Below are 25,139 nucleotides of genomic sequence, written 5' to 3' on the forward strand. Positions count from 1 at the left end.
GCATTGCCGGCCCTGATTTTTTACAGCGAATTGACCAGCGCTTCCAACTGACCGCGATTGGTCTGCTTGGTATCCACCTTGACGTAGGCGCTGCGCTCTTCCGGCACGACGATCGCCTCGGCCACGCCGGGCTGCGCCTTCAGGCGGCTTTCCAGCGCTGAATCCTTCACCGCCAGTTCCGACAGCGTAATGCGCAGGCTGCTGACATACGGCGGTTCTTTCATGGTGCTGCTGACCAGGAACCAGACGGCGGCCAATACTGCGCCGGCGATAAACACCAAGCCTGCCCCCTGCAAACCGTACAGCCAGCCGCCGAGGCTGCCGCCGATCGCCACGCCGATAAACTGGCTGGTGGAGTACACCCCCATCGCGGTGCCCTTATAGCCGGCCGGCGATTCTTTGCTGATCAGCGAAGGCAGGATGGCTTCCATCACGTTGAAGGCCATAAAGAACAGCTGCACGCCGGCGATGATGCCCCATAGATGAGCGCCGGAGAGCCACAGCAGCACTTCGGCGCAGAACAGCACCGCCACGCAGCCCATAAACACCTGCTTCATGCGGCGATATTTCTCGGCATAGATAATGAACGGCACCACGGCGGCGAACGACACCAGCATGGTCACCAGGTAGACGATCCAGTGTTCGCTGGCCGCCAGCCCGGCTTTTTCCATCGCCAGCGGCAGCGCCACGAAGCTCGACATCAGCAGAATGTGCAGACACATGATGCCGAAGTTGAGTTTCAACAGGCGCGAGTTGTTCAGCACTTTGCGGAAGCTGCCGCGCACGATGCTGGACTCGCGGTTCAGCAGATGGGTGTCGGCGGAAGGCACCACCGCCAGGGTGATGACGATGCCGGCCAGCGCCAGCACGGCGATCATCCAGAACAGCGCGTGCAAGCCCAAGGCGTGAGTGATGATAGGGCCCAGAACCATGGCGATGGCGAAGGTGATGCCGAAGCTGACGCCGATAAACGCCATCGCTTTGGTGCGGTTCTGCTCGCGGGTCAGATCGGAGAGCAGCGCCATTACCGCGGCGGCGATGGCGCCGGAGCCTTGCAACGCGCGGCCGAGGATCACGCCCCAGATAGAGTCAGTGACGGCGGCGATCACGCTGCCGAGGGCAAAGATCAGCAGGCCGCCGACGATCAGCGGCTTGCGGCCGATGCGATCGGACACCAGGCCGAACGGGATCTGAAACACCGCCTGCGCCAGGCCGTAAATGCCGATGGCGATGCCGATCAGCGCTTCGCTGGCGCCGTTGAGCGCCATGCCGTAGGTGGTCAACACCGGCAAGACCATAAACATGCCGAGCATGCGCAGGGAAAATACGGTGCCCAATCCCCAGGTGGCGCGGCGCTCCTGCGGGGTCATTGAATTATCGTTCACATCAAACCTCGGTAAAAACCATGCCATCAGACGTTGAGACAGCGCCTGATGGCATGATTTCTGTAAAGCTGCGTCATTTTAGTGTGCGGGGCAGGGGGGGTAAATCGAATGTTGTTTAACAGATATTACAGTTTGGCCGCTTTTCGGCGTGACAAATAAAATGGGCCGCATACGCGGCCCATTGACAGATGATTTGGCTTACCAAACGTAGGTCACCAGCGCTTCAGGCGCCGCCGTGGCGCTGAAGTCGATCGACATCATCACGCTCAGCGAGGTGATGGCGACGATGGAGAATACGAACAGTTTACGCGCCCAGACGCTGTCGTTTTCGGTTTTGTAACCGCGCAGCGCCATGCCCAGCCACCATACGCTCACCGCCGCAGCGACGATCAGGTATTTGTAGCCGGCGTAGCCCACCAGGGTCAGCATCAGCGTGGCGATCATAAACGCCAGGATGTAGACCGTGATGTGGTTCTTGGCGACGGAAATGCCTTTCACCACCGGCAGCACCGGAATGTTGGCCGCCTGGTAATCTTTAAAGCGGAAGATAGCGATCGCATAAGAATGCGGCATCTGCCACAGGCTAAAGATAGCCAGCAGGATCAACGCGCCGGCGTCGAACTCGTTGGTGACCGCGCAGTAACCGATAACCGGCGGCGCGGCACCCGACAAGCTGCCGATCAGCGTGCCGTAGACCGAGTGGCGCTTCATGTACAGGCTGTAAACGCCGACATAAACCACGAAGCCCATCACCGCCAGCCACATGGCCAGCGGGTTGGCCGCGATATACAGCAACGCGAAGCCCACAATACCCAACGCGGTCGCATAAACCAGGGTGACACTCGGCGCGATCAGGCCTTTTACCAGCACCCGATTCTTCGTTCTCTCCATCTTCTTGTCGATGTCGCGGTCGATGTAGTTGTTAAACACACAGCCCGACGCGACCACCAACGAGACACCCACCAGGGTGGCGAGAAACAGGGGATAGTCGATGCTCCCTTTGGAAGCGAGCAGGAATCCCCCAACGACAGAAATTAAATTGCCGAAAATAATTCCTGGTTTAGTGACTTGCAGGTATTGCTTAATCATCACGTGCAGCTCAGCTCTTAATCGACCATCATATTGATGTTGAGGTTGTACATAATCCAGAGTGAACCTACAACAACGATACCGATGATCATAGCGGTGAACAGCAATGCCACCAGGTTCCAGCGCTCTTCCGATGAGGTGTTCATGTGCAGGAAGTAAACCAGGTGAACAATCACCTGGATAACCGCCATACCGACAACAACCGCCAGGATGGTGGAATGAGAGGCAGTGCCGTTCATTACCATCGCAAATGGAATTACCGTCAGGATGATCGACAGGATAAAGCCGATCAGGTATGACTTCACGCTGCCGTGGCTTGCGCCGCCGTGAGAGGTTTCATGGGATGAATGGCTCATTACATAACCCCCAGCAGGTAGACAACGGTAAATACGCAGATCCAGACCACGTCCAGGAAGTGCCAGAACAGGCTCAGGCACATCAGGCGGGTTTTGTTGGTCGCGGTCAGGCCGAACTTGCTCACCTGAATCATCAGCACGATGATCCAAATCAGGCCGGAAGTCACGTGCAGACCGTGGGTGCCGACCAGCGCGAAGAAGCTGGACAGGAACGCGCTGCGATCCGGACCGAAGCCTTCGGCGATCAGGTGATGGAATTCATAGATTTCCATCGCCACGAAGCCCAGACCGAACAGGAAGGTCAGGAACAGCCAGGTGTTTACACCGCCAACTTTACCCTTGTTCATGGCGATCATCGCCATGCCGTAGGTGATGGAGCTGAATAACAGCAGGAAAGTTTCGACCAAGACAAACTTCAGGTCGAAGATGTCTTTGCCAGAGGGACCGCCGGCGGTCCCGTTCACCAGGACTGCATAAGTCGCGAACAAGCTCGCAAACAAAATACAGTCGCTCATCAGGTAGATCCAGAATCCGAAGACCTTGGTCTCACCCGCATCGTGGTGCCCATGCTCTGCATGGGCTGCGTTATGATTGGTCAGAGTTTCAGTTGACATGGTTCACGCCTGCTTTACGGATTTGTTCGTAGTGTTGGTTCTCAATGCGCTCGATTTCATCAACCTGCACATAGTAGTCAACATCGTGATCGAAGCTCTTGCCGATCCAGACGACGATCATACCGATGAAACCGGCCAGAGCCATCCACCAGATTTCCCAAATCATTGCGAAACCGAATACCAGGCTGAAGAAGGCGATGATAACGCCGGCGCCGGTGTTCTTAGGCATATGAATCGGTTCGTACTTAGCCGGTTTCTTATAGGCTTCGCCTTTTTCTTTCATGTCCCAGAACTCATCACGGTCATGAATCTGCGGCACTACGGCAAAGTTATAGAACGGCGGTGGAGAAGACGTTGACCACTCCAGAGTACGAGCGCCCCATGGGTCACCGGTCAGATCGCGGTTCTGTTCGCGGTCACGGATACTGACGAAGATCTGGGTCAGCTGGCACAGGATGCCGCAGGCGATCAGCGCCGCACCGCCGGCTGCAACCAGCAGCAGAGGGTGGAACTCAGGGTTGATGTTCTGGCTGATACGACGGGTCATGCCCATAAAGCCCAATGCGTACAGCGGCATGAAGGCGGTGAAGAAGCCGATGATCCAGAACCAGAACGCGCGGATGCCCCATTTTTCGTTCAGCGTGAAGCCGAAGGATTTCGGGAACCAGTAGGTCAGGCCCGCGAAGCAACCGAACACCACGCCGCCGATGATGACGTTGTGGAAGTGCGCGATCAGGAACAGGCTGTTGTGCAGCACGAAGTTCGCGCCCGGCACAGCCAGCAGAACGCCGGTCATACCACCCACGGAGAAGGTGATGATGAAGCCAACGGTCCACAGCATTGCGGAGTTGAGCTTGATGCGGCCCTGATACATGGTGAACAGCCAGTTGAAGATTTTCACCCCGGTCGGGATGGAAATGATCATGGTGGCGATACCGAAGAAGGCGTTAACGTTCGCGCCGGACCCCATGGTGAAGAAGTGGTGCAGCCATACGATGAACGACAGAACGGTGATCGCGATGGTTGCCCATACCAGTGAGGTATAGCCGAACAGGCGTTTTCTGGAGAAGGTCGCGGTGACTTCGGAGAACACGCCGAACACCGGCAGAACCAGAATGTACACCTCTGGGTGACCCCAGGCCCAAATCAGGTTGATGTACATCATCATGTTGCCGCCCATATCATTGGTGAAGAAATGGGTGCCCAGATAGCGATCCAGGGTCAGCAGCGCGATGGTGACGGTCAGAATTGGGAAAGAAACGATGATCAGGACGTTGGTACACAGCGCCGCCCAGGTGAACACCGGCATCTTCATCATAGGCATGCCAGGGGCACGCATCTTCAGAATGGTGGCGAAGAAGTTCACGCCGGTCAGCAGGGTACCCAGACCGGAAATCTGCAGACTCCAGATCCAGTAATCGACCCCGACGCCAGGACTGTACTCTTTACCCGACAGCGGCGGATACGCCAGCCAACCGGTCTGAGCGAATTCACCGACCCCCAGGGAGATGTTGATCAGCACAACGCCCACCACGAAGAACCAGAAGCTCAGGGAGTTCAGGAACGGGAAGGCGACGTCGCGCGCGCCGATTTGCAGCGGCACCACGACGTTCATCAGGCCGACCACGAAAGGCATCGCCATGAAGAAGATCATGATGACGCCGTGCGCGGTGAAGATCTGGTCGTAGTGGTGCGGCGGCAGGAATCCGGCTTCGCCGGCGGACGCCAACGCCTGCTGGCTACGCATCATGATGGCGTCGGCGAAGCCGCGCAGCAGCATGACCATCGCCACGACGATATACATGATACCAATTTTTTTATGGTCGACCGAAGTCAGCCATTCGCTCCACAGCCACTTCCATTTGCCGAAATAGGTCAGCAGCGCCAGCACTGCCAGGCCCCCGACGATAATTGCGGCTACGGTGACCATGATGATCGGTTCGTGGTACGGAACCGCATCAAGTGTTAATTTTCCCAACATCAGTTATTCCTCGGCTCCGGCGTGAGCAGCATGTTCACCCATGTCCATACCTTGGCTCATGTCCATGCCTTCGTGCGCGCCAGCGCCCTTGTGCATATCCATGTCGCCCATGAATTTGGCAATTGTTTCTTTGAACAAATTCGGTTTGACAGCGGCAAAGTACTCGACCGGGTTGTTTTCACTCGGCTCTGCCAGTTTGTTAAAGTCGTCGGTGGTGTTCAGGTTTTTAGGCGATGCCTTCACCTTGGCCACCCACTGATCGAAGTCGCCTTCGGTCGGGGTAACGATCGCGGTGAATTTCATACCGGAGAAGCCTGCGCCGCTGTAGCTGCTGGAGATGCCCTTGTAGGCACCGGCTTCGTTGCCGATCAGGTGCAGTTTGGTCTGCATGCCGGCCATCGCATAAATCTGTCCACCCAACTGCGGGATAAAGAACGAGTTCATTACCGAGTTAGAGGTGATCTTGAATTCGACTGGAACATCTTTCGGGAAAGCCAGCTCATTAACGGTCGCAATGCCTTGTTCCGGATAGATGAACAGCCATTTCCAGTCGAGCGACACCACTTCGATCGTCATCGGCTTCTTGTCGGTGACAATCGGCTTGAACGGGTCGAGTTCGTGGGTAGTCTTCCAGGTAATGGTGCCAAGGATGGCGATGATAATGATAGGAATGGTCCAGACGACCGCTTCGATCTTGTTGGAGTGGGCCCAATTCGGACTGTACTTGGCGTCTTTGTTGGAAGCGCGATACTTCCAGGCAAAGGCGAACGCCATGAAGATAACTGGCACCACCACGATCAACATCAACGCGATTGCAGTGATAATCAGTGTCCGTTGCTCAACACCAATTGCTCCTTTGGGATTCATCAAAACCATATCGCAGCCACTGAGCAATACAGTGCCTGCAATTAATGACAGCATCCCAATACTTTTATTGTATTTCTTAAGTCTCATCTAACGACCTCAATAACAAAGGCTCAATTGTCGTTTCATGTGTGCGGGCATTTTACGGGAAGGTTGCAGTACTGTAAACATGCTTAAGGGAGTGTCAGCGGCTTGTTGACACTTTCTGTTAAGGGGGTCACAGATGTAACCCTGCGTGACAATTTACCAATGACAACAACGCGTTGGCACGCTGAATCGTGACGAGCAGTCCGTATGTTAAGGAAAACTAAAGGTATGATGAATCTGGCGAAGAAATGCGCGGCGGGGAAATACGCAGAAAAGGTTTATTTAATGTAAAATAATTGTGTCTTAAAGGTGAATTTAATTTTATTTCCGAGCGCCGCAGTCGGATAAAAAATAATTTTCTCGCTGATTATCTTTTTTTAACGAAATAAATACACCCCCGGATCGCTTTTTTTCGGCCGGCAAAATCGCCGGCCGGTCGGGTTACGCCAAACGAGCGCGGTGCAGCGCCAGATAATCCAGCATGCTGCCCATCGCGACGCCGAGCAGGCTCAATGCGGCGCCGATCTGCAGCAGCCGGTCGGCCAACAGCGGCGCCTGCGTCCAGTCGAGCGCATTGGCGATCAGCAGCAGCAACCACAGCCCCAGCAGCGAGCAGCCCAGCGTCAGCAGGCGCAGCGCCCAGCGGTAAGCCTGGGTAAACGCGGTGCGCGGCATAAAGTCGCCATGCTGCTGGGTGTGTTCCAGCGTCTGGCGGCAGACGCCGAGCAACAGCAAGCCCGGCAGCGCGGCGGCGATCGAAAACAGATAGAACAGCGGCCAGCCATGGGCTTCGACGAACCAGCCGGCGATCGGCCCGACATAAACGCGGCCCACGGCGGACAGCGCCGACAGCAGCGCGAACTGGGTGGCGGAGAACGAACGGTTGCATAGCGTCATCAGCAGCGCGACGAAGGCCGCGGTGCCCATGCCGCCGCACAGGTTTTCAAGGAAGATGGCGCTGCCCATGGTGAGCAGGTTCTTGTCGGTCACCGCCAGGATCCAATAGCCGAGATTGGAGACCGCCTGCAGGACGCCGAACAGCATCAGGGCGCGGAACAGGGTGAGACGCTGCATCAGCACGCCGCCGAACAGAGCGCCGACGATGGTGGCGAACAGCCCGAGGGTTTTGTTCACCAGCCCCACTTCGCCGGCGTCGAATCCCACGCCGCGGATCAGGAAGGTGGTGCTCAGGCTGCCGGCGAAGGCGTCGCCCATTTTGTACATCACGATCAGCAGCAGGATCAGCCAGGCGTTGTTGCGGCCGAAGAAATCGCGCAGCGGCGCGACGACCGCCTGTTCCATGGTGCGCGGCGCCGGGATGCTTTCATCCGGTTCCGGCGCCATCAGCGTGGCAGTCACGCCGATCAGCATCAATCCGGCCATCAGCCAGTAGGTGGCTTGCCAGCCGAAATAGCGATCCGCCAGCCACAGCGCCAGGCCGCCGGAAACCAGCATCGCCAGCCGATAACCCAGCACCGATATCGCCGCGCCCGCGCCGCGTTCTTCGGCTTTCAGCAGGTCGGTTTTATAGGCGTCGAACACGATATCTTGCGAGGCGGAGCAGAACGCCACCAGCACCGCCAACGCCGCCAGCCACCACAGGTGCTGCGCGGGTTGCATAAAGCCCATCGCCACGATCGCCGCCACCAGCAGCAGCTGGCTGATCAGCAGCCAACCGCGCCGCCGCCCGAGGAACGGCGGGGTATAGCGATCCATGAAGGGCGACCAGAGGAATTTGAAGACGTAGGCCTGGCCCACCAGCGAGAAGATGCCGATGGTTTTCAGATCGATGTTTTCGACGGTCATCCAGGCTTGCAGCGTGCCGGAGGTCAGTGCCAGCGGCAGACCCGACGCGAAGCCCAGCAGCAGCAGAATGGCGGAGTTACGCTGGGTGAAGATGTTCAGATAGTGTTTCGACATGAGTTCCCTGTCTGCGCCGCCCGATCCGCCGGGCGGTGCCAGGCGCGCCGATTAGCGCGCGTTTTGCTTGATAAAGTCGTTGACGCTGGTGTCCTGCGCCATGTCGGCGATCACGTCGCCCAGCACGGAGTTGACGGCGTCGGTGATCTTGTCGTTGGTCGCCGTGAAGGCGCCCTGCACGTTATAGGTCGAGCGGTAGTTTTTCACCTGCTTGTTGCCGTTCTTCGCCTGGGCGATGATCGAGATGTCGGCTTTGGTGGTGATGTTGTAGCGCAGGTTGCCTTCGGATACGTCCGCGTACAGATTATTGACGACCACCTGCAGCGCGACCGGGCCGTCGGCGCCAATCATGTAACCGCGGGCGCCCATTTGTTTCTCCAGCACTTCCTGCAGCAGGAAACGCAGATCGCGCGACGGCGTCAGCGTGACCAGTTGGCCGTCGCGGTTTACCTTGGCCAGCGCCTGATCGGTGCGCTGATCCGCGCCGTTGATGCTGATGGTGATGCCCTGCAGGGTCGGATCCTGCTGCGGCAGAACGATTTTCGGCGTGACGTTCAGGGTGTTGCTGCTGGTCGCGCAGCCGGCCAGCAGCAGGGCGGCCAGCAAAGGAAGACAAAGTTTCTTTAACATGTTTTCTGTCTCATTCTCGATGGATTTAGCAATAATCAGAGCGGGATAGCCGACAACGAATTGCCGACATCATAGCATCGCCGCCGTGCGGTGGAAGCGCGGAAGGCGCCTGAGTGACAAATTTTTACCTGCCGTTGATAAAAACACGCTTTTTTGGCCCGCTCAATCGGATAATCCCCCAAGCGGCGGGGATGACGCTCATCCTCTGACCGCAGAAAAGAGAAATTTGTCCAGGCGATGGTCTAAACGGGGGAAAACCGGCTAATATTGAACTAGATGGGCACGGTCCTCTGCCGGTGTTGTAAGGAGATCCTATGATTCGCGAGCAAATAGAAGCAAAGTTAAGGGCGGCGTTTGAGCCCGCGTATCTGGAAGTCGTTGATGAAAGCTATCGTCATAACGTTCCGGCGGGTTCAGAAAGTCATTTCAAAGTGGTATTGGTCAGCGATCGCTTCGTCGGCGAACGGTTTTTGACGCGTCACCGCTCCATCTACGGGGTATTGTCGGAAGAGTTGGCCGATGGCGTACACGCGCTGGCGCTGCACACCTATACGCTCAAAGAGTGGGAAGGGTTGCAGGATACCGTGCCGGCCTCGCCGCCGTGCCGCGGCGCCGGGACGCTGGCCTGAGGGGGAAATTTTCAGGTATCAGTGGAACTTTGCCCTCGAATTAGGGTATTACTACTGACGAATTTTGAAACGGCCTGCGGGCCGTTTCTGTTTTTGACGACGACACGGCCGATGCGCAATATGGCCAACGTTCGGTCTGTTTTGGCGGCCTTTTGGCGATCGAATCGACAAAAGTGTGATTTTTAGCGCGCCTGCGCCGCCTAGCTTTCCTCGACTCGCCATGCATGCGCCGCTATAATGTCGCGTCTTATTTTTCCGGAATGGTTTCGGGACGCTTCTGTCATCAGGGAACTCGGTTCTTATTTGTAGCCGTCCTGGTTCTTGGAACGGAGTTGACCGAGCACTGTGATTTTTTTGAGGTAACAAGATGCAAGTTTCAGTAGAAACCACTCAAGGCCTTGGGCGCCGTCTCTCTATTACTGTACCGGCTGATACTATCAAGCAGGCGGTGAAGAAAGAGCTGATCAACGCAGCGAAAAGCGTGCGTATCGACGGCTTCCGCAAAGGCAAAGTGCCGATGAACATCGTGGAACAGCGTTACGGCGCCTCTGTTCGTCAGGACGTGCTGGGCGAAGCGATGCAGCGCAGCTTCGTTGACGCGATCATCAAAGAAAAGATTAATCCGGCCGGCGCACCAAACTACGTGCCGGGCGAGTACAAAGAAGGTGAAGACTTCACTTTCGCCGTTGAATTCGAAGTGTATCCAGAAGTTGAGCTGAAAGGCCTGGAAAACATCGAAGTTGAAAAACCAGTAGTGGAAGTGAACGACGAAGACGTCGACGCGATGCTGGACACTCTGCGCAAGCAGCAGGCGACCTGGAAAGAAACCGATCGCGCGGCGGAAGCTGAAGATCGCGTGACCGTTGACTTCACCGGTTCTATCGACGGTGAAGAGTTCGAAGGCGGCAAAGCGTCCGACTTCGTGCTGGCAATGGGCCAGGGCCGCATGATCCCAGGCTTCGAAGAAGGTCTGGTCGGTCACAAAGCGGGCGAAGAGTTCTCCATCGACGTGAACTTCCCGGAAGACTACCACGCGGAAAACCTGAAGGGCAAAGCGGCCAAATTCGCTATCGTGCTGAAGAAAGTTGAAGAGCGCGAGCTGCCGGAACTGACCGAAGAGTTCATCAAGCGTTTCGGCGTGGCGGACGGTTCCGTTGCCGGTCTGCGCACCGAAGTTCGCAAGAACATGGAGCGCGAGCTGAAAGGCGCCGTGCGTAACCGCATCAAGTCTCAGGCGATCGAAGGCCTGGTGAGCGCGAACGAAATCGACGTGCCTGCTGCGCTGATCGACGGTGAAATCGACGTGCTGCGTCGTCAGGCTGCACAGCGTTTCGGCGGCAACGAGAAGCAAGCGCTGGAACTGCCACGCGAGCTGTTCGAAGAGCAAGCCAAACGCCGCGTAGTGGTTGGCCTGCTGCTGGGCGAAGTGATCAGCACCAACGACCTGAAAGCTGACGAAGACCGCGTGAAGACGCTGATCGAAGAAATGGCCTCCGCCTACGAAGATCCGAGCGAAGTCATTGAGTTCTACAGCAAAAACAAAGAGCTGATGAACAACATGCGCAACGTGGCTCTGGAAGAGCAAGCGGTTGAAGCCCTGCTGGCAAAAGCGAAAGTGACTGAAAAAGCCACTACCTTCAGCGAGCTGATGAACCAAACTCAACAGGCGTAATGCCTGCGTGCCGGGCGCGATGAACGGCGCCCCGGTTTCGCCTGGCGAACCGGCGCACGATGAAAAAGCCCGCAACCTCAGGTTGCGGGCTTTTCTTTTTGCCACGTTGCTGATTAATCTCAGGTTAAGCGGGGCAATATGCACTATATTTACCCTGTTGCCTGGGGAACTGGCTGGCATGATAACGGTCAGAATAACGGCATCGTTTCCGGCGCGCGGAGAAAATCGGCCTCTGGGCTTGAAATCGCGCCGGGCTCCCCCAATCTGTAAAGAATAATTCTGGGGCTGTTTGCCAAAGTGCGCGGGATGAAATAACCGTCGGGTACGTGTGGCGCGGGTCGAATGCTTGAGCATAGTCATCATGGCCGTTCTCAAGTAGAATCGGCGTATTAGGGTGACACCCTGGCCGCCAAGGCAATTTCTATTAGGAGACGGTAATGTCATACAGTGGCGAACGAGATCAATTTGCACCGAACATGGCGCTGGTGCCGATGGTGGTAGAGCAGACTTCACGCGGGGAGCGTTCTTACGATATCTATTCCCGCCTGCTGAAAGAGCGCATCATTTTCCTGACCGGCCAGGTGGAAGATCACATGGCCAACCTGATCGTGGCGCAAATGCTGTTCCTCGAAGCGGAAAGCCCGGAAAAAGACATTTTCCTCTACATCAACTCGCCGGGCGGGGTGATCACCGCGGGCATGTCGATTTACGACACCATGAAGTTCATCAAGCCGGACGTCAGCACCATCTGTATGGGGCAGGCGTGCTCGATGGGCTCCTTCCTGCTGACCGCGGGCGCCAAAGGCAAACGTTTCTGCCTGCCGAACTCGCGCGTGATGATTCACCAGCCGCTGGGCGGCTACCAGGGCCAGGCGACGGACATCGAAATCCACGCGCGTGAAATCCTCAAGGTGAAAGCGCGCATGAATGAACTGATGGCCGAGCATACCGGCCAGCCGCTGGAGCAGATCGAGCGCGATACCGAGCGCGATCGCTTTATGACCGCGGAAGAAGCCGTGGAATACGGCCTGGTTGACGGCATTCTGACACACCGCAGCTAGAACCACGCGGCGCCGATGGACTATAGTAATCAGAGTGGGCAGGGGCTCGCTCTGTTGTAGCCCCCCGGCGTTCCCGATATGAGTTTGGGCGCACTGCCGCCGTGATTTTCCTGCGGGACAAGACTAAAGAAGAGGTTTGACTGATGACAGATAAGCGCAAAGACGGTTCAGGAAAGCTGCTGTACTGCTCTTTTTGCGGCAAAAGCCAGCATGAAGTGCGTAAGCTGATTGCCGGGCCGTCAGTGTATATCTGCGATGAATGTGTCGATCTGTGTAACGACATTATTCGCGAAGAGATTAAAGAAGTTGCCCCGCATCGTGAGCGCAGTGCGCTGCCGACGCCGCACGAAATCCGCCACCACCTGGATGACTATGTCATCGGTCAGGAGCAGGCGAAGAAAGTGCTGGCGGTTGCGGTGTACAACCACTACAAACGCCTGCGCAACGGCGATACCAGCAACGGTATCGAGTTGGGCAAGAGCAACATCTTGCTGATTGGCCCGACCGGCAGCGGCAAGACTCTGCTGGCGGAAACGCTGGCGCGCTTCCTGGACGTGCCGTTCACCATGGCCGACGCCACCACGCTGACCGAAGCCGGTTACGTGGGCGAGGACGTGGAAAATATTATCCAGAAGCTGTTGCAAAAATGTGACTATGACGTGCAGAAAGCGCAGCGCGGCATCGTTTATATCGATGAAATCGATAAGATTTCCCGCAAGTCCGACAACCCGTCTATCACGCGTGACGTTTCGGGTGAAGGCGTGCAGCAGGCGCTGCTGAAGCTGATTGAAGGCACCATCGCCGCGGTTCCGCCGCAGGGCGGGCGCAAGCATCCGCAGCAGGAGTTCCTGCAGGTCGATACCTCCAAGATCCTGTTTATCTGCGGCGGCGCATTTGCCGGCCTGGATAAGGTGATCGGTCAGCGCGTCAACACCGGCTCCGGCATCGGCTTCGGCGCGACCGTCAAGGGCGAGTCCGAGAAGGCCACCGAAGGCGAACTGTTGCTGCAGGCCGAACCGGAAGACCTGATCAAGTTCGGTCTGATCCCTGAGTTCATCGGCCGTCTGCCGGTGGTGGCGACCCTGAGCGAGCTGAGCGAAGACGCGCTGATTCAGATCCTGAAAGAGCCGAAGAACGCTCTGACCAAGCAGTATCAGGCGCTGTTCAACCTGGAAGGTGTGGAGCTGGAGTTCCGTGACGAAGCGCTGAACGCCATCGCCAAGAAAGCCATGGCGCGCAAAACCGGCGCCCGCGGCCTGCGTTCCATCGTGGAAGGCGCGCTGCTCGATACCATGTACGATCTGCCGTCGATGGACAGCGTGGACAAAGTGGTGATCGACGAGTCGGTGATCGCCGGTCAATCCAAACCGCTGCTGATTTACGGCAAGCCGGAAGCCCAGGCGTCTGGCGAATAATTAGCCAGTTAAACCAGCGCGTTATCAGCAAAATGGGGGATTTCATCCCCCATTTCTTTTTCCTGCATTCTTGCCGTTGAATGTAAGAGATTCATCCCCATATACTCATTAACCAGATTTTATGAAACGTTAGATGCTTGCGTCTCATGAGATTCCCCCTCAACCTGGCGGAAATTAAACTAAGAGAGAGCTCTATGAACCCTGAGCGTTCCGAACGCATTGAAATCCCCGTTTTGCCATTGCGCGACGTGGTGGTTTATCCGCACATGGTGATCCCGTTATTTGTTGGCCGGGAAAAATCGATTCGGTGCCTCGAAGCCGCAATGGATCACGATAAGAAGATCATGCTGGTGGCACAGAAAGAGGCCTCAACGGATGAACCTGGCATTAACGACTTGTTCTCGGTTGGCACCGTAGCGTCGATCCTGCAGATGCTGAAGCTGCCGGACGGCACGGTAAAAGTGCTGGTCGAGGGGCTGCAGCGCGCACGCATCACTACGCTGTCCGACAGCGGTGAGCATTTTGCCGCGCAGGCGGAATACCTTGAATCGCCGGCTATCGACGAGCGCGAGCAAGAAGTGCTGGTGCGCACCGCGATCAATCAGTTTGAAGGCTATATCAAACTGAACAAAAAAATCCCGCCGGAGGTGCTGACGTCACTGAACAGCATCGACGACGCCGCGCGCCTGGCGGACACCATCGCCGCCCACATGCCGCTGAAACTCAGCGACAAACAGTCGGTGCTCGAGATGTCCGACATCACCGAGCGTCTGGAATACCTGATGGCGATGATGGAGTCGGAGATCGACCTGCTGCAGGTTGAGAAACGCATCCGCAACCGCGTCAAGAAGCAGATGGAGAAGAGCCAGCGCGAGTACTATCTGAATGAGCAGATGAAGGCGATTCAGAAAGAACTGGGTGAGATGGACGACGCGCCGGACGAGCACGAAGCGCTGAAGCGCAAGATCGATGCGGCGAAAATGCCGAAAGAGGCGCGCGAGAAAACCGAAGCGGAACTGCAAAAGCTGAAGATGATGTCGCCGATGTCGGCGGAAGCGACCGTGGTGCGCGGCTACATCGACTGGATGCTGCAGGTGCCGTGGAACGCGCGCAGCAAGGTGAAAAAAGACCTGGTCAAGGCGCAGGAAGTGCTCGATACCGATCACTACGGCCTGGAGCGCGTCAAGGATCGCATCCTCGAGTACCTCGCGGTGCAGAGCCGCGTCAGCAAAATCAAAGGGCCTATCCTGTGTCTGGTTGGGCCGCCGGGCGTGGGTAAAACCTCGCTGGGGCAGTCGATCGCCAAAGCGACCGGGCGCCAGTACGTGCGCATGGCGTTGGGCGGCGTGCGTGACGAAGCGGAAATCCGCGGTCACCGCCGTACCTACATCGGATCGATGCCGGGCAAACTGATCCAGAAAATGGCCAAGGTTGGGGTGAAGAACCCGCTGTTCCTGCTGGATGAGATCGACAAGATGTCTTCCGACATGCGCGGCGATCCGGCTTCCGCTCTGCTGGAGGTGCTGGATCCGGAACAGAACGTGGCGTTCAACGACCACTACCTGGAAGTGGATTACGATCTGTCCGACGTGATGTTCGTCGCCACTTCCAACTCGATGAACATCCCTGCGCCGCTGCTGGACCGTATGGAAGTGATCCGTCTGTCGGGTTATACCGAGGACGAAAAGCTCAACATCGCCAAACAGCACCTGCTGCCGAAGCAGCTTGAGCGCAACGCGCTGAAAAAAGGCGAGCTGACGGTCGACGACAGCGCCATCATCGGCATCATTCGCTTCTACACCCGCGAAGCCGGGGTGCGCAGCCTGGAGCGTGAAATCTCCAAACTGTGCCGTAAAGCGGTGAAAACGCTGCTGATGGACAAGAAGCGCAAGCACATCGAGATCAACGGCGACAACCTGAAGGACTACCTGGGCGTGCAGCGCGTCGATTACGGCCGTGCGGATACCGAAAACCGCGTGGGCGAAGTCACCGGGCTGGCGTGGACGGAAGTGGGCGGCGATCTGCTGACCATCGAAACCGCCTGCGTGCCGGGCAAAGGCAAGCTGACTTACACCGGCTCTCTGGGTGAAGTGATGCAGGAATCGATTCAGGCGGCGCTGACCGTGGTGCGCGCGCGCGCGGAGAAATTGGGCATCAACGCCGATTTCTACGAGAAGCGCGACATCCACGTGCACGTGCCGGAAGGGGCGACGCCGAAAGACGGCCCAAGCGCCGGTATCGCGATGTGCACCGCGCTGGTCTCCTGCCTGACCGGCAACCCGGTACGCGCCGATGTGGCGATGACCGGCGAGATCACGCTGCGCGGCCAGGTATTGCCGATCGGTGGCCTGAAAGAGAAGCTGCTGGCGGCGCATCGCGGCGGCATCAAAACCGTGCTGATCCCTTACGAGAACAAGCGCGATCTTGAAGAGATCCCGGACAATGTAATCGCCGATCTGGAGATTCATCCGGTGCAGCGAATCGATGAAGTTTTGAACATTGCGTTGCAAAACCCGGCCTTCGGCGCACTGCCGGTAGCGGCAAAATAGTGACGAATCGCAAAAACCATTGATAAAACTTATACTGGCAAGCCATTTCGGACTTGCCAGTATTTTTTTGTACCGCTAAGTTAGATCTCTGTCGGCCCACGTTTTGCCACGCAGTCGGTGGCTTGCCAAGGTTCGATGGGATTGATATAACAGCTGCGCTGTCGCAACCGTAGGGATTTTTCGGTGCGACGATAGAATTCTAGAGGGGATGATAGAGTGAATAAGTCACAACTGATCGACAAGATTGCCGCAGGTGCTGATATTTCCAAAGCGGCAGCTGGACGTGCTTTAGACGCAGTAATCGCTTCCGTTACCGACTCTCTGAAAGCTGGGGATGACGTGGCTCTGGTTGGTTTCGGTTCCTTCACCGTGCGTGAACGTTCGGCTCGTACCGGCCGTAACCCGCAAACCGGTAAAGAAATCAAGATCGCGGCAGCCAAAGTGCCGGCCTTCCGTGCAGGGAAAGCGCTGAAAGACGCTGTAAACTGATTTGGCGTCTAACCGTTTAGCGTAACAGGGTTTTGTAATAAACAATCACCTGACGCAGCGGTGCTGGTAAGGTAAGATACAAGGCGCATCGGACTGATGCGCTTTTTTTTATTTTTGTCGCAGGGAACGCGCCTGCACAAGGGTTGTTAATCCACATCACAGCGGAGTGTTGTCACACTATGATGGACAATTTACGCGCGGCTGCCAATCACGTCGTGCTCAAAATCATCCTGGCCCTGATCATCCTGTCATTCGTCCTGACCGGGGTGGGTAACTACCTGATCGGCGGCTCCGGCGATTATGCTGCGAAAGTAAATGGTCAGACGATCGAACGCGCTCAGCTGGAACAGGCTTTCCAAAGCGAGCGTAGCCGCATGCAGCAGCAGCTGGGTGACCAGTTCTCTGCGCTGGCCGGCAACGAAGGCTACATGCAGCAGATGCGCCGTCAGGTGTTGTCCCAGTTGATCGACAACATGCTGCTCGACCAATACGCCAAGAAGCTGGGCCTGGCGGTCAGCGACGATCAGATCAAGGACGCCATCCGCAAGGCGCCTTATTTCCAAACCAACGGCCAGTTCGATAACGCCAAGTACCTCGACCTGATCGGCCGTATGGGCTACACCGCCGACAACTTCGCGCAGTCGATGCGTCAGCAGCTGGTCAATCAGCAGCTGATCCAGGCCTTCGGCGAATCCGGCTTCGTGCTGCCGTCCGAATCGCAAGCCATGGCGGCGTTGGTGCTGCAGGAGCGCGACGTGCGTCTGGCGACTATCGATCTGAAGGCGCTGCAGGCGAAACAGAGCGCCGGCGACGACGAACTGAAGGCGTATTACGATCAGAACAAGAACAGCTTCATCGCCCCGGAGCAGGTGAAGGTGAGCTATATCCCGCTGGACGCCGCGTCCATGCAGGATAAGGTGAAAGTGAGCGAAGAGGACATCAGCGCTTACTACGACCAGCACAAGAGCAGCTACGGCCAGCCGGAGCGTAAAAACTACAGCGTGATCCAGCTGAAAACCGAGGCGGAAGCCAATGCGGCGCTGGATGAGCTGAAGAAGGGCGCCGATTTCGCCACACTGGCGAAAGAAAAATCCACCGACATCATCTCACGCCGTACCGGCGGTGAACTGGGTTGGCTGGAGCCGGAAACCACCGCCGACGAGCTGAAGCAGGCTAACCTGACTGAAAAAGGGCAGCTGTCCGGCGTGGTGAAATCTTCCGTCGGCTACCTGATCGTGCGTTTGAACGACATCGAACCAGAGAAACTGAAGCCGCTGAGCGAAGTGCATGACGCTATCGCCAAGCAGGTGAAGCAGGAGAAAGCGGTAGATGCGTATTACGCGCTGCAGCAGAAGGTGAGCGAAGCGGCGACCAGCGACAACGAATCCCTGGCCTCGGCTGAAGAAGCGGCGGGCGTGAAAGCGGCGCAAACCGACTGGTTCACCCGTGACAACATCCCTGCGGCGCTGAACTTCAAGCCGGTGGTGCAGGCGATCTTCGACGGTTCGCTGATCGGCGAGAACGGCGCGCCGGGCAGTAACTCCGACGTGATCACCGTAGACGGCGACCGCGCCTTCGTGGTGCGCGTGAGCGGTCACAAGCCGGAAGGCATCGAGCCGTTCGACCAGGTAAAAGACCGCGTGGCGGATCTGGTGAAGCGCAACAAGGCGGTGCAGGAAGCGAAACTACAGGGCGAGAAGCTGCTGGTTGAGCTGAAGCAGGGCAAGGGCGACGAGGCGATGAAAGCCGCCGGCCTGAGCTTTGGCGCCGTGCAGAAGATGGCGCGCGCGCCGGAAGACAGCCAGCTGGTGGAGAGCGTGTTCGCGTTGCCGCACCCGCAGGACGGCAAACCGGTGTACGGCATGTCGCAGGATCGCCAGGACAACGTGGTGCTGATCGCACTCGATGCGGTGAAGCCAGGCACGCTGCCGGAAGACGAAATGAAAACCTTCGTCGGCAAGATGGAAGAGGGCGCGACCGGCGTTTCCTTCGATTCGCTGCTGGCGAGCCTGCGTAAAGAAGCCAAAATTAAAATGGGCGCCGCTGAGCAACAGCCGCAGTAATCGCCGCATTTTTCTGCAACGCAGTGCAACAAACAAAGGCCGCTTTCGCGGCCTTTTCCACATCTGATATCCGCCGATTGCTGAATATCTGCCGCCGCGGCAAGGTAGCCGTGCTGTCACACACAAGGAGGATACAGCATGCAACATACAGAGAAAAAAACGTTATCAGGTTACCGTCATCACGTTAAAGCCGCGCTGGCCGCGCTGTTGTTATGCCTGGCGGTGCCGGCCGCCGCGGCGGATAAAGCCGATGCGCCGGCGCCGATGCTCTCAACCCCGACGAGCAATGGCGGGCAACAGGCGATGACCAAGGCGGCCGAAGAGACGGCGGTCAGCATCAATCAGGCCACCGCCGAACAGCTCGCAGCGGCTTTGAGCGGTGTCGGTCTGAAGAAGGCGGAAGGCATTGTGCGCTATCGCGAACAGAACGGGCCATTCACCCAGGTTGAGCAACTGCAGGAGGTGCCGGGCATCGGGCCGGCGCTGTTCGAGAAGAACCGCACTCGGCTGAAAATGTGATCCCGGTCGCGGCTGCGCGGCAAAATGCCGCTGAGGCAATGGCGACTCTGCTACATTTTACAGGTCTTACCAGTTTGGCGCGTTGACCAAACGGGCGAGGGAGCCCACGCGGCTCCCTCTTTCTGTAATCACCAGGCAGGAGCGATCGTTCCCTATGCAAACCTTTATCAAAGTTCGCGGTTATCACCTTGATGTTTACCAGCACGTTAACAACGCCCGCTATCTGGAGTTTCTGGAAGAGGCGCGTTGGGAGTGGTTGGAGAACGAAGCCGGGTTCCGCTGGATGACGGAAAACAACATCGCTTTCATCGTGGTGAACATCAACATCAATTACCGCAGCCCGGCGGTATTGGGGGATAAACTGCGCATCGACAGCCAGATGGTGCAGCTCAACGGCAAAAAGCGGGGTGCTGAGCCAGAAGGTGACGCAGGATCCGGCGGGGACGCCGGTGGCCGACGCGCTGCTGACTTTCGTGTGCGTCGATCTGAAAACGCAGCGGGCGCTGCCGATTGAAGGGGAATTGCGCGAGCACCTGGAAGCGCTCACGCCCAAATAACATTCGCAGTCAGCTCACCGGCGGCGGAGGCTGCCGCCGTCGCTGCCTCAGGCCAGACCGGCCTTCTGTTTCAACGCCGCCATCACTTCCGCCTGGTTGGCGCGATATTGCGTCAGGCCATTGGCGCGCAGGTTGCAGGCGGCGCATTCGCCGCAGCCGTCACCCTTGATGCCGTTGTAGCAGGTCAGCGTATCCTGACGCACCCGATCCAGCTGCTGGTAATAGTCCGCCAGCGCCCAGGTTTCGGCCTTGTTCAGCCACATCAACGGCGTTTCGAAGCGGATATCGCGGGCGATGCCCAACACCACCGCCTGGTTCAGCGCTTTGACGAACTCGTCGCGGCAATCCGGGTAGCCGGAGAAGTCGGTTTCACACACGCCGGTGATCACCGCCTCCGCTTCCACCTGGTAGGCGTAGATCGCCGCCAGCGTCAGGAACAGGATGTTGCGGCCCGGCACGAAGGTGCTCGGCAGCGCGTTTTTCTGGTTGGGATCGTAGGCGGGAACCGGAATATTGTCGCGAGTCAGGCTGCTGATGGCCAGCTCATTGAGCAACGTCACGTCCAGCACCTTGTGCGCCTTGGCGCCGAGGGCCTCCGACAGCTCCTGAGCCACTTCAATTTCGGCGCGATGGCGCTGGCCGTAATCGAACGTGACGCAGTGAACTTCGTCATACTGTTGCAATGCCTGGATCAAGCAGGTCGTGGAGTCTTGTCCACCGCTGAAAACGACAACCGCGCGCTTCATAAAATCACCTTTTTGGGCTTTGGCCATTCCCGATACACATTCGGGCGGCAGGATAAAAATTGCGTTGCGGCGACAATAGTAGCAGAAAGGGCCGTCAGGCGCAGGGCGGTTCGGCTCCGGTCGGTGCGTCATCCACCGGCGGCGGCAGCCACGCCTGGCAAAAAATCGAACCAGCCATGGGCGGTCAGCGTCACGCCATGCATGCGCGGCGGCGCGCTGATCTGATACTGGTAGTGGAACAGCGGCGTGATGATGGCGGCGGCCATCAGCTGTTGATAATAGGCCTGCAGCCGTTCGAAGCGCAGTGGCTGCGCCTGCAGCTGCTGGATCTCCCGCAGCGTCTCCTGCTGCTGCTGCCAGCGGCTTGCCGTCAGGATGCCGCGCCACAGCGAATCCTGCCGCAGCCAGCTCTCCAGCGTCGCCTCCGGCGCCTCGCCGATCAGGTTGTCCGCCAGCAGCAGGTCGGCCTGGGCGATTTGCGCCTCGCTTTGCCAGCGCTTGCCGGCGTAGTAACGCACTTCCAGCTCGCAGCCGTGCTGCGCGAGCAGCCGCTGTAGCGCGACCGTCACCGTTTCCAGTTCGACCGGCGGCCGATACAGCAATGTTAGCCGAGCGGGCAGCGGGACATCTTCTTCAATCCGTTGGCTGGGGATGCGCCAGCCGGGCAGCATTTCATGGCTGGGGGTGATCACGCTGTTGGGGATCGGCAGATGGCTGAGCAGGCCGGACTGCTGGATCAGCATCAGCAGCTTTTGCCCCTGGGCTTCGCTCAGCACGCCGTGGCGCAGGTTCAGCGCCAGATAACACCAGCCCAGGCTCATGCTGCGCTGCACCGGCCGGGCCTGCGCCAAATCGTCTTGCTGACCGATGGTGATGCGCACCGGATGCCGGCAGCTGGCATCGGCGCCGGCGGTGGGCAGATCGGGCGTGATCCAGTATTCGATGGTGTCCAGATACGGATGCTGCAGATGGTAACCGGCATGCTGTTCCAGCCTCACCAACTGCGGTTCATTCAACGCCAGTTTAAATGGGCCGGCGCCGATGGCCGGCAGTTCGGGGTGCGTCATCAGACAAGGCAGCTCCGCCAGCCGGTGTGCCAGCCAATAGTCCGGCAGGTGCAGGTCGAACTGAATGCACAGCGGATGCGGCAGGCTGACGTTCGCGACGCTGCTCAGGCTGGGTTGGCTGCGCGGATGGCCCAGCAGTTTTTCCAGCGTATGCAGCAGTTGCTGGCCGGTCAACGGTTCGCCGTTGTGCCAGCGCAGCTGGCTACGCAAAAAGAATCGCCAGCGCAGGCCGCCATCGCTTATCTGCCAGTGGTGCGCCAGATCGGGCTGCGGTTCCGGGTTACCGGTCATCAGGCGCGTCAGCCCGGCGTGCAGGGTCGACACCAGATGTTGCTCGGCGCGGCCGGTCAGCGTGAGCGGATCGAGCGCCTCCAGCGTACGGTAATAGGGAATGCGCAGCGTCGGGCTGCCGGCTTGCCATTGCCCGCCGAGGTGCGGGCTGAGCAGATCCTGCAGGTGTTGCGGATCGAGCTGCGCCATCTCCAGCGCCCCCTGATGATTGCCCTGTTGCAACAGCTGCTGCAACAGCTGCGCGCGCAGCTCATCCGGTGTTTTCAGGCAGTGCAGGCTGGCGCGTTTGCCGCGGCCGGGCTGCGAATGCCAGCTCAGCCAGCCCTGATCCTGCAGCTGCTGCACCAGCGTGCGGGCATGGCGTTCGCTGCAGTAGAACATTGCCGCCAGCTCGCCGATGGTCACGGCGACCGGCGCGTTGCCGAGCTGTTGATACAGGCGTTGATATTGGCTGAGACGGTGAACCAGGCGCATGAGCAGAAATCCGGAACAGTTTTCCCAAATTGTTCACTATTACTTCCGCAAATACCATCCCATACTGCACTGATTGTAATCGCGTTCACATTCATGAGGTCTTTATGTATCGCCTGGCGGCTTTCGATATGGACGGCACGCTGTTGATGCCGGATCACCGGGTTGGCCCGGAAACGCTGGCGGTGCTGAACCAGCTGGTGGAGCGGGAGATGGTGGTGACGTTCGCCACCGGGCGGCACTACCTTGATGCGCAACCGATCATGGCGCAGCTGGGGCTGCAGGGCTATCTGATCACCGGCAACGGCACGCGGGTGTATGACTACCGTGGCCAACAGCTGCACGCCGCCGATCTGCCGGCGGAGATCGCCGAAGAGGTGCTGCATCATCATTGGCGCACCCGCGCCAGCATGCACGTGTTCCGCGACGAAGGTTGGCTGACCGAGTTCCCCGCGCCGGAAGAGATGCTGCAGGCGCACCACCTGAGCGGCTTTCGTTTCCAACTGGCTGACGTGCGCCGCTTACCGGCGTTCGGCAACAGCAAGGTGTGCTTTGTTGCACCGCATGAGGAGTTGCTGGAATTGCAGGTGCAGCTACGGGCGCAGCTGGGCGGCGAGGCCGATCTGTGTTTCTCCGCTTACGATTGCCTGGAGGTGCTGCCGCTCGGTTGCAACAAGGGCGCGGCGCTGGACCGGCTGAGCCGTCACCTGGGATTGACGATGGCCGACTGCATGGCGTTCGGCGATGCGATGAACGACAAAGAGATGCTGGGCGCGGTGGGACACGGCGTGGTGATGGGGAACGCCCTGCCGCAGCTGAAATCCCTGCTGCCGCAGCTGCCGGTTATCGGCCACTGCCAACAACAGGCGGTGGCTCATTATTTACAACATTGGCTGCGTTCACCTTGCCTCACCTATTCCCCCGAATAATGAGGTTCTCCTTACAGCCGGCCGGGTATGACTACCCGGCTTTTTTTTACGTTGCGCCCGGCGTTACAAATCCGCCAGCTGCGCCAGATACGGTTGCAGATCGCCAATGTTGTTGCTGACCCACTCCGGGTTGTAATAGGTATCGAGGTAGCGCTCGCCGCTGTCGCACAGCAGGGTGACGATCGCCCCTTGCTCGCCGTTTTCCCGCATCTGCTTCGCCAATTGCAGCGCGCCCCAGACGTTGGTGCCGGTGGAGGCGCCGACCTTGCGGCCGAGCACGGCCTCCAGCCAGTGAATGGTGGCGACGCTGGCGGCGTCCGGCACCCGCAACATGTTATCGACCACCGAAGGGATGAACGACGGCTCGGCGCGTGGGCGGCCGATGCCTTCGATACGGCTGCCGCAGCTGCCGATCAGGGTGCGATCGCCGTGGTGGAAGCAGTCATAGAACACCGAGTTTTCCGGATCGACCACCGTCAACCGGGTATCGTGCCCCTGATAACGGATATAGCGCCCCAGCGTGGCGGAGGTGCCGCCGGTGCCGGCGCTCATCACGATGTGTTTCGGCACCGGGAAGGGTTCGCGCGCCATCTGGCGGAAGATGCTGTCGGCGATATTGTTGTTGCCGCGCCAGTCAGTGGCGCGCTCGGCATAGGTGAACTGATCCATATAGTGGCCGTTCAGCTCTTTCGCCAGCTGTTCGGAAGCGGCGTAGATCTGGGCGGCGTGATCGACGAAGTGACAGCGGCCACCGTAAAAGGCGATCTGCTCTACCTTACGGCGTGCGGTGCAGGACGGCATCACCGCGATGAACGGCAGACCGATCAGCCGCGCGAAGTAGGCTTCGGACACCGCCGTGCTGCCGGACGAGGCCTCGATGATGGTGGTGTTCTCGGTGATCCAGCCGTTGCACAGGCCGTAAAGGAACAGCGAGCGCGCCAGACGGTGTTTCAGGCTGCCGGTCGGGTGGGTGCTCTCATCTTTCAGGTACAGGCAGATGCCGGGAAACGCCGGCAGGTTCAGGCGAATCAGGTGCGTATCGGCGGAGCGTTGAAAATCCGCTTCTATTTCACCGATAGCATATTTTACCCAAGAGTTTGTCATGATTTGGCCTCAGAATAGGGGGCTGATTTATGGCGTAGCATAGCCTGTCGGCAGGAAAAAAGGATTGCCATTTTCCCTGTTTAATCGCCTAATGGGAGAAAATTTTTCTCCAGGTGGCCGCTATGTTAGATAAAACAGACCGTAAGCTGCTGTGCATGCTGCAGCAAGATTGCACCCAGTCGCTGCAGGCGCTGGCCGATGCGGTTAATTTGACCTCTACGCCGTGCTGGAAGCGCCTGAAACGTCTGGAAGACGAAGGATATATCCGCGGCCGGGTGGCCTTGTTGGATAACGAAAAGCTTGGCCTGGGGCTGACGGCGTTCGTGCTGATCAAGACCCAGCAGCACAGCAGCGAGTGGTATCAGGCGTTTGTGCAGCTGACCAGCCAGATGCCCGAGGTGCTGGCGTTCTACCGTATGGCGGGAGAGTACGACTACCTGATGCAGGTCGAAGTGGCGGACATGAAAAGCTACGACGGTTTTTACAAGCGCCTGGTGAACGGCGTGCCGGGCCTTATCGACGTCACCTCGAGCTTTGCCATGGAAAAAATCAAGTACACCACCGCGCTGCCGGTGCCGGAGTGAAAAGTTCACCGGACGGGCGGCTCAACGGTGGTATCCTGCTCCGTTGAAGCGGAAAAAGAGACAAACC

General features: G+C 58.2%; 20 protein-coding genes and 2 pseudogenes. 11 read left to right on the forward strand and 11 right to left on the reverse strand.

Annotated elements, in window-relative coordinates:
- Positions 1 to 20: 20 nt before the first annotated feature.
- The 8 genes from SERRSCBI_RS04845 to SERRSCBI_RS04880 all read right to left on the reverse strand — a co-directional run bounded on the left by SERRSCBI_RS04845 (position 21) and on the right by SERRSCBI_RS04880 (position 8,926).
- Entirely contained in the window at positions 21 to 1,385 is a 1,365-nt protein-coding gene (locus SERRSCBI_RS04845) for an MFS transporter (RefSeq protein ID WP_042783785.1), read from the reverse strand.
- 198 nt (positions 1,386 to 1,583) lie between these two features.
- Positions 1,584 to 2,474 carry a heme o synthase gene (gene cyoE / locus SERRSCBI_RS04850; RefSeq protein ID WP_025301761.1) on the reverse strand — a complete coding sequence of 297 codons (891 nt, stop codon included), beginning with the start codon at positions 2,472 to 2,474 and terminating at the stop codon, positions 1,584 to 1,586.
- Positions 2,475 to 2,491: 17 nt separating this feature from the next.
- Positions 2,492 to 2,830 (reverse strand): cytochrome o ubiquinol oxidase subunit IV, encoded by a 339-nt coding sequence (locus SERRSCBI_RS04855; RefSeq protein WP_004940369.1) that lies wholly within the window; start codon positions 2,828 to 2,830, stop codon positions 2,492 to 2,494.
- Entirely contained in the window at positions 2,830 to 3,444 is a 615-nt protein-coding gene (locus tag SERRSCBI_RS04860; RefSeq protein WP_004940367.1) for a cytochrome o ubiquinol oxidase subunit III, read from the reverse strand. Before SERRSCBI_RS04860 ends, SERRSCBI_RS04855 begins: the two co-directional genes overlap by 1 nt.
- Entirely contained in the window at positions 3,434 to 5,425 is a 1,992-nt protein-coding gene (gene cyoB / locus SERRSCBI_RS04865; protein WP_033642067.1) for a cytochrome o ubiquinol oxidase subunit I, read from the reverse strand. Before cyoB ends, SERRSCBI_RS04860 begins: the two co-directional genes overlap by 11 nt.
- 3 nt (positions 5,426 to 5,428) lie before the next feature.
- Positions 5,429 to 6,379: a cytochrome o ubiquinol oxidase subunit II gene (gene cyoA / locus SERRSCBI_RS04870; RefSeq protein WP_033642069.1), complete on the reverse strand. Its 951-nt coding sequence runs from the start codon at positions 6,377 to 6,379 to the stop codon at positions 5,429 to 5,431.
- 438 nt (positions 6,380 to 6,817) lie between these two features.
- Entirely contained in the window at positions 6,818 to 8,296 is a 1,479-nt protein-coding gene (gene ampG, locus SERRSCBI_RS04875; RefSeq protein ID WP_042783786.1) for a muropeptide MFS transporter AmpG, read from the reverse strand.
- 51 nt (positions 8,297 to 8,347) lie between these two features.
- Positions 8,348 to 8,926 carry a lipoprotein gene (locus tag SERRSCBI_RS04880; RefSeq protein ID WP_042783787.1) on the reverse strand — a complete coding sequence of 193 codons (579 nt, stop codon included), beginning with the start codon at positions 8,924 to 8,926 and terminating at the stop codon, positions 8,348 to 8,350.
- A 314-nt stretch (positions 8,927 to 9,240) separates the two neighbouring features.
- Between SERRSCBI_RS04880 and bolA the strand changes: the two genes are divergently transcribed.
- The 9 genes and pseudogenes from bolA to SERRSCBI_RS04925 all read left to right on the forward strand — a co-directional run bounded on the left by bolA (position 9,241) and on the right by SERRSCBI_RS04925 (position 19,880).
- On the forward strand, positions 9,241 to 9,555 hold the full coding sequence (gene bolA, locus SERRSCBI_RS04885) for a transcriptional regulator BolA (RefSeq protein ID WP_004940361.1): 315 nt from the start codon (positions 9,241 to 9,243) through the stop codon (positions 9,553 to 9,555).
- Positions 9,556 to 9,922: 367 nt separating this feature from the next.
- The gene (gene tig, locus SERRSCBI_RS04890; protein ID WP_031300019.1) at positions 9,923 to 11,227 is read left to right on the forward strand and encodes a trigger factor; all 1,305 of its coding nucleotides are present in this window, start codon (positions 9,923 to 9,925) and stop codon (positions 11,225 to 11,227) included.
- 437 nt (positions 11,228 to 11,664) lie between these two features.
- Complete coding sequence (gene clpP, locus SERRSCBI_RS04895; protein ID WP_016928858.1) at positions 11,665 to 12,288, forward strand: ATP-dependent Clp endopeptidase proteolytic subunit ClpP; 624 nt, start codon at positions 11,665 to 11,667, stop codon at positions 12,286 to 12,288.
- Between the two features lie 143 nt (positions 12,289 to 12,431).
- Positions 12,432 to 13,703: an ATP-dependent protease ATP-binding subunit ClpX gene (gene clpX / locus SERRSCBI_RS04900; protein ID WP_004940354.1), complete on the forward strand. Its 1,272-nt coding sequence runs from the start codon at positions 12,432 to 12,434 to the stop codon at positions 13,701 to 13,703.
- Positions 13,704 to 13,897: 194 nt separating this feature from the next.
- Entirely contained in the window at positions 13,898 to 16,252 is a 2,355-nt protein-coding gene (gene lon, locus SERRSCBI_RS04905) for an endopeptidase La (RefSeq protein WP_019454189.1), read from the forward strand.
- 216 nt (positions 16,253 to 16,468) lie between these two features.
- Positions 16,469 to 16,741 carry a nucleoid-associated protein HU-beta gene (gene hupB / locus SERRSCBI_RS04910; RefSeq protein ID WP_004940351.1) on the forward strand — a complete coding sequence of 91 codons (273 nt, stop codon included), beginning with the start codon at positions 16,469 to 16,471 and terminating at the stop codon, positions 16,739 to 16,741.
- A 179-nt stretch (positions 16,742 to 16,920) separates the two neighbouring features.
- The gene (gene ppiD / locus SERRSCBI_RS04915; protein ID WP_033642073.1) at positions 16,921 to 18,804 is read left to right on the forward strand and encodes a peptidylprolyl isomerase; all 1,884 of its coding nucleotides are present in this window, start codon (positions 16,921 to 16,923) and stop codon (positions 18,802 to 18,804) included.
- Between the two features lie 138 nt (positions 18,805 to 18,942).
- Positions 18,943 to 19,323 (forward strand): helix-hairpin-helix domain-containing protein, encoded by a 381-nt coding sequence (locus SERRSCBI_RS04920; RefSeq protein ID WP_033642074.1) that lies wholly within the window; start codon positions 18,943 to 18,945, stop codon positions 19,321 to 19,323.
- A 154-nt stretch (positions 19,324 to 19,477) separates the two neighbouring features.
- Positions 19,478 to 19,880 (forward strand): annotated as a pseudogene (locus SERRSCBI_RS04925) (acyl-CoA thioesterase).
- Positions 19,881 to 19,927: 47 nt separating this feature from the next.
- On the opposite strand, the gene queC reads toward SERRSCBI_RS04925, so the two are convergent.
- Positions 19,928 to 20,626 (reverse strand): 7-cyano-7-deazaguanine synthase QueC, encoded by a 699-nt coding sequence (gene queC, locus SERRSCBI_RS04930; RefSeq protein WP_033644204.1) that lies wholly within the window; start codon positions 20,624 to 20,626, stop codon positions 19,928 to 19,930.
- Between the two features lie 94 nt (positions 20,627 to 20,720).
- Positions 20,721 to 22,458 (reverse strand): annotated as a pseudogene (locus tag SERRSCBI_RS04935) (SgrR family transcriptional regulator).
- A gap of 104 nt (positions 22,459 to 22,562) precedes the next feature.
- On the opposite strand from SERRSCBI_RS04935, the gene cof reads away from it, so the two are divergent.
- Positions 22,563 to 23,384, forward strand: coding sequence for an HMP-PP phosphatase (gene cof, locus SERRSCBI_RS04940; protein WP_033642079.1), 822 nt, complete (start codon positions 22,563 to 22,565; stop codon positions 23,382 to 23,384).
- Positions 23,385 to 23,447: 63 nt separating this feature from the next.
- Here cof and SERRSCBI_RS04945 read toward each other — a convergent pair whose 3' ends face one another.
- Positions 23,448 to 24,488 (reverse strand): PLP-dependent cysteine synthase family protein, encoded by a 1,041-nt coding sequence (locus SERRSCBI_RS04945; RefSeq protein WP_033642080.1) that lies wholly within the window; start codon positions 24,486 to 24,488, stop codon positions 23,448 to 23,450.
- 122 nt (positions 24,489 to 24,610) lie between these two features.
- On the opposite strand from SERRSCBI_RS04945, the gene SERRSCBI_RS04950 reads away from it, so the two are divergent.
- A complete protein-coding gene (locus SERRSCBI_RS04950) occupies positions 24,611 to 25,072 on the forward strand; it encodes an Lrp/AsnC family transcriptional regulator (protein WP_004940330.1) in 462 nt (153 codons plus the stop codon).
- Positions 25,073 to 25,139: the final 67 nt, after the last annotated feature.

The sequence above is a fragment of the Serratia sp. SCBI genome, from assembly GCF_000747565.1.
In the GTDB taxonomy this organism is placed as follows: Bacteria; Pseudomonadota; Gammaproteobacteria; order Enterobacterales; family Enterobacteriaceae; genus Serratia; species Serratia ureilytica.

Coding starts and splice junctions, on each gene's coding strand:
- lon (WP_019454189.1), top strand. CDS start 13,898: ATGAACCCTGAGCGTTCCGAACGCATTGAAATCCCCGTTTTGCCATTG.
- SERRSCBI_RS04880 (WP_042783787.1), bottom strand. CDS start 8,926: ATGTTAAAGAAACTTTGTCTTCCTTTGCTGGCCGCCCTGCTGCTGGCC.
- SERRSCBI_RS04860 (WP_004940367.1), bottom strand. CDS start 3,444: ATGTCAACTGAAACTCTGACCAATCATAACGCAGCCCATGCAGAGCAT.
- SERRSCBI_RS04945 (WP_033642080.1), bottom strand. CDS start 24,488: ATGACAAACTCTTGGGTAAAATATGCTATCGGTGAAATAGAAGCGGAT.
- cyoB (WP_033642067.1), bottom strand. CDS start 5,425: ATGTTGGGAAAATTAACACTTGATGCGGTTCCGTACCACGAACCGATC.
- cyoA (WP_033642069.1), bottom strand. CDS start 6,379: ATGAGACTTAAGAAATACAATAAAAGTATTGGGATGCTGTCATTAATT.
- ampG (WP_042783786.1), bottom strand. CDS start 8,296: ATGTCGAAACACTATCTGAACATCTTCACCCAGCGTAACTCCGCCATT.
- clpP (WP_016928858.1), top strand. CDS start 11,665: ATGTCATACAGTGGCGAACGAGATCAATTTGCACCGAACATGGCGCTG.
- bolA (WP_004940361.1), top strand. CDS start 9,241: ATGATTCGCGAGCAAATAGAAGCAAAGTTAAGGGCGGCGTTTGAGCCC.
- queC (WP_033644204.1), bottom strand. CDS start 20,626: ATGAAGCGCGCGGTTGTCGTTTTCAGCGGTGGACAAGACTCCACGACC.
- ppiD (WP_033642073.1), top strand. CDS start 16,921: ATGATGGACAATTTACGCGCGGCTGCCAATCACGTCGTGCTCAAAATC.
- SERRSCBI_RS04950 (WP_004940330.1), top strand. CDS start 24,611: ATGTTAGATAAAACAGACCGTAAGCTGCTGTGCATGCTGCAGCAAGAT.
- cyoE (WP_025301761.1), bottom strand. CDS start 2,474: ATGATTAAGCAATACCTGCAAGTCACTAAACCAGGAATTATTTTCGGC.
- cof (WP_033642079.1), top strand. CDS start 22,563: ATGTATCGCCTGGCGGCTTTCGATATGGACGGCACGCTGTTGATGCCG.
- SERRSCBI_RS04855 (WP_004940369.1), bottom strand. CDS start 2,830: ATGAGCCATTCATCCCATGAAACCTCTCACGGCGGCGCAAGCCACGGC.
- SERRSCBI_RS04920 (WP_033642074.1), top strand. CDS start 18,943: ATGCAACATACAGAGAAAAAAACGTTATCAGGTTACCGTCATCACGTT.
- clpX (WP_004940354.1), top strand. CDS start 12,432: ATGACAGATAAGCGCAAAGACGGTTCAGGAAAGCTGCTGTACTGCTCT.
- tig (WP_031300019.1), top strand. CDS start 9,923: ATGCAAGTTTCAGTAGAAACCACTCAAGGCCTTGGGCGCCGTCTCTCT.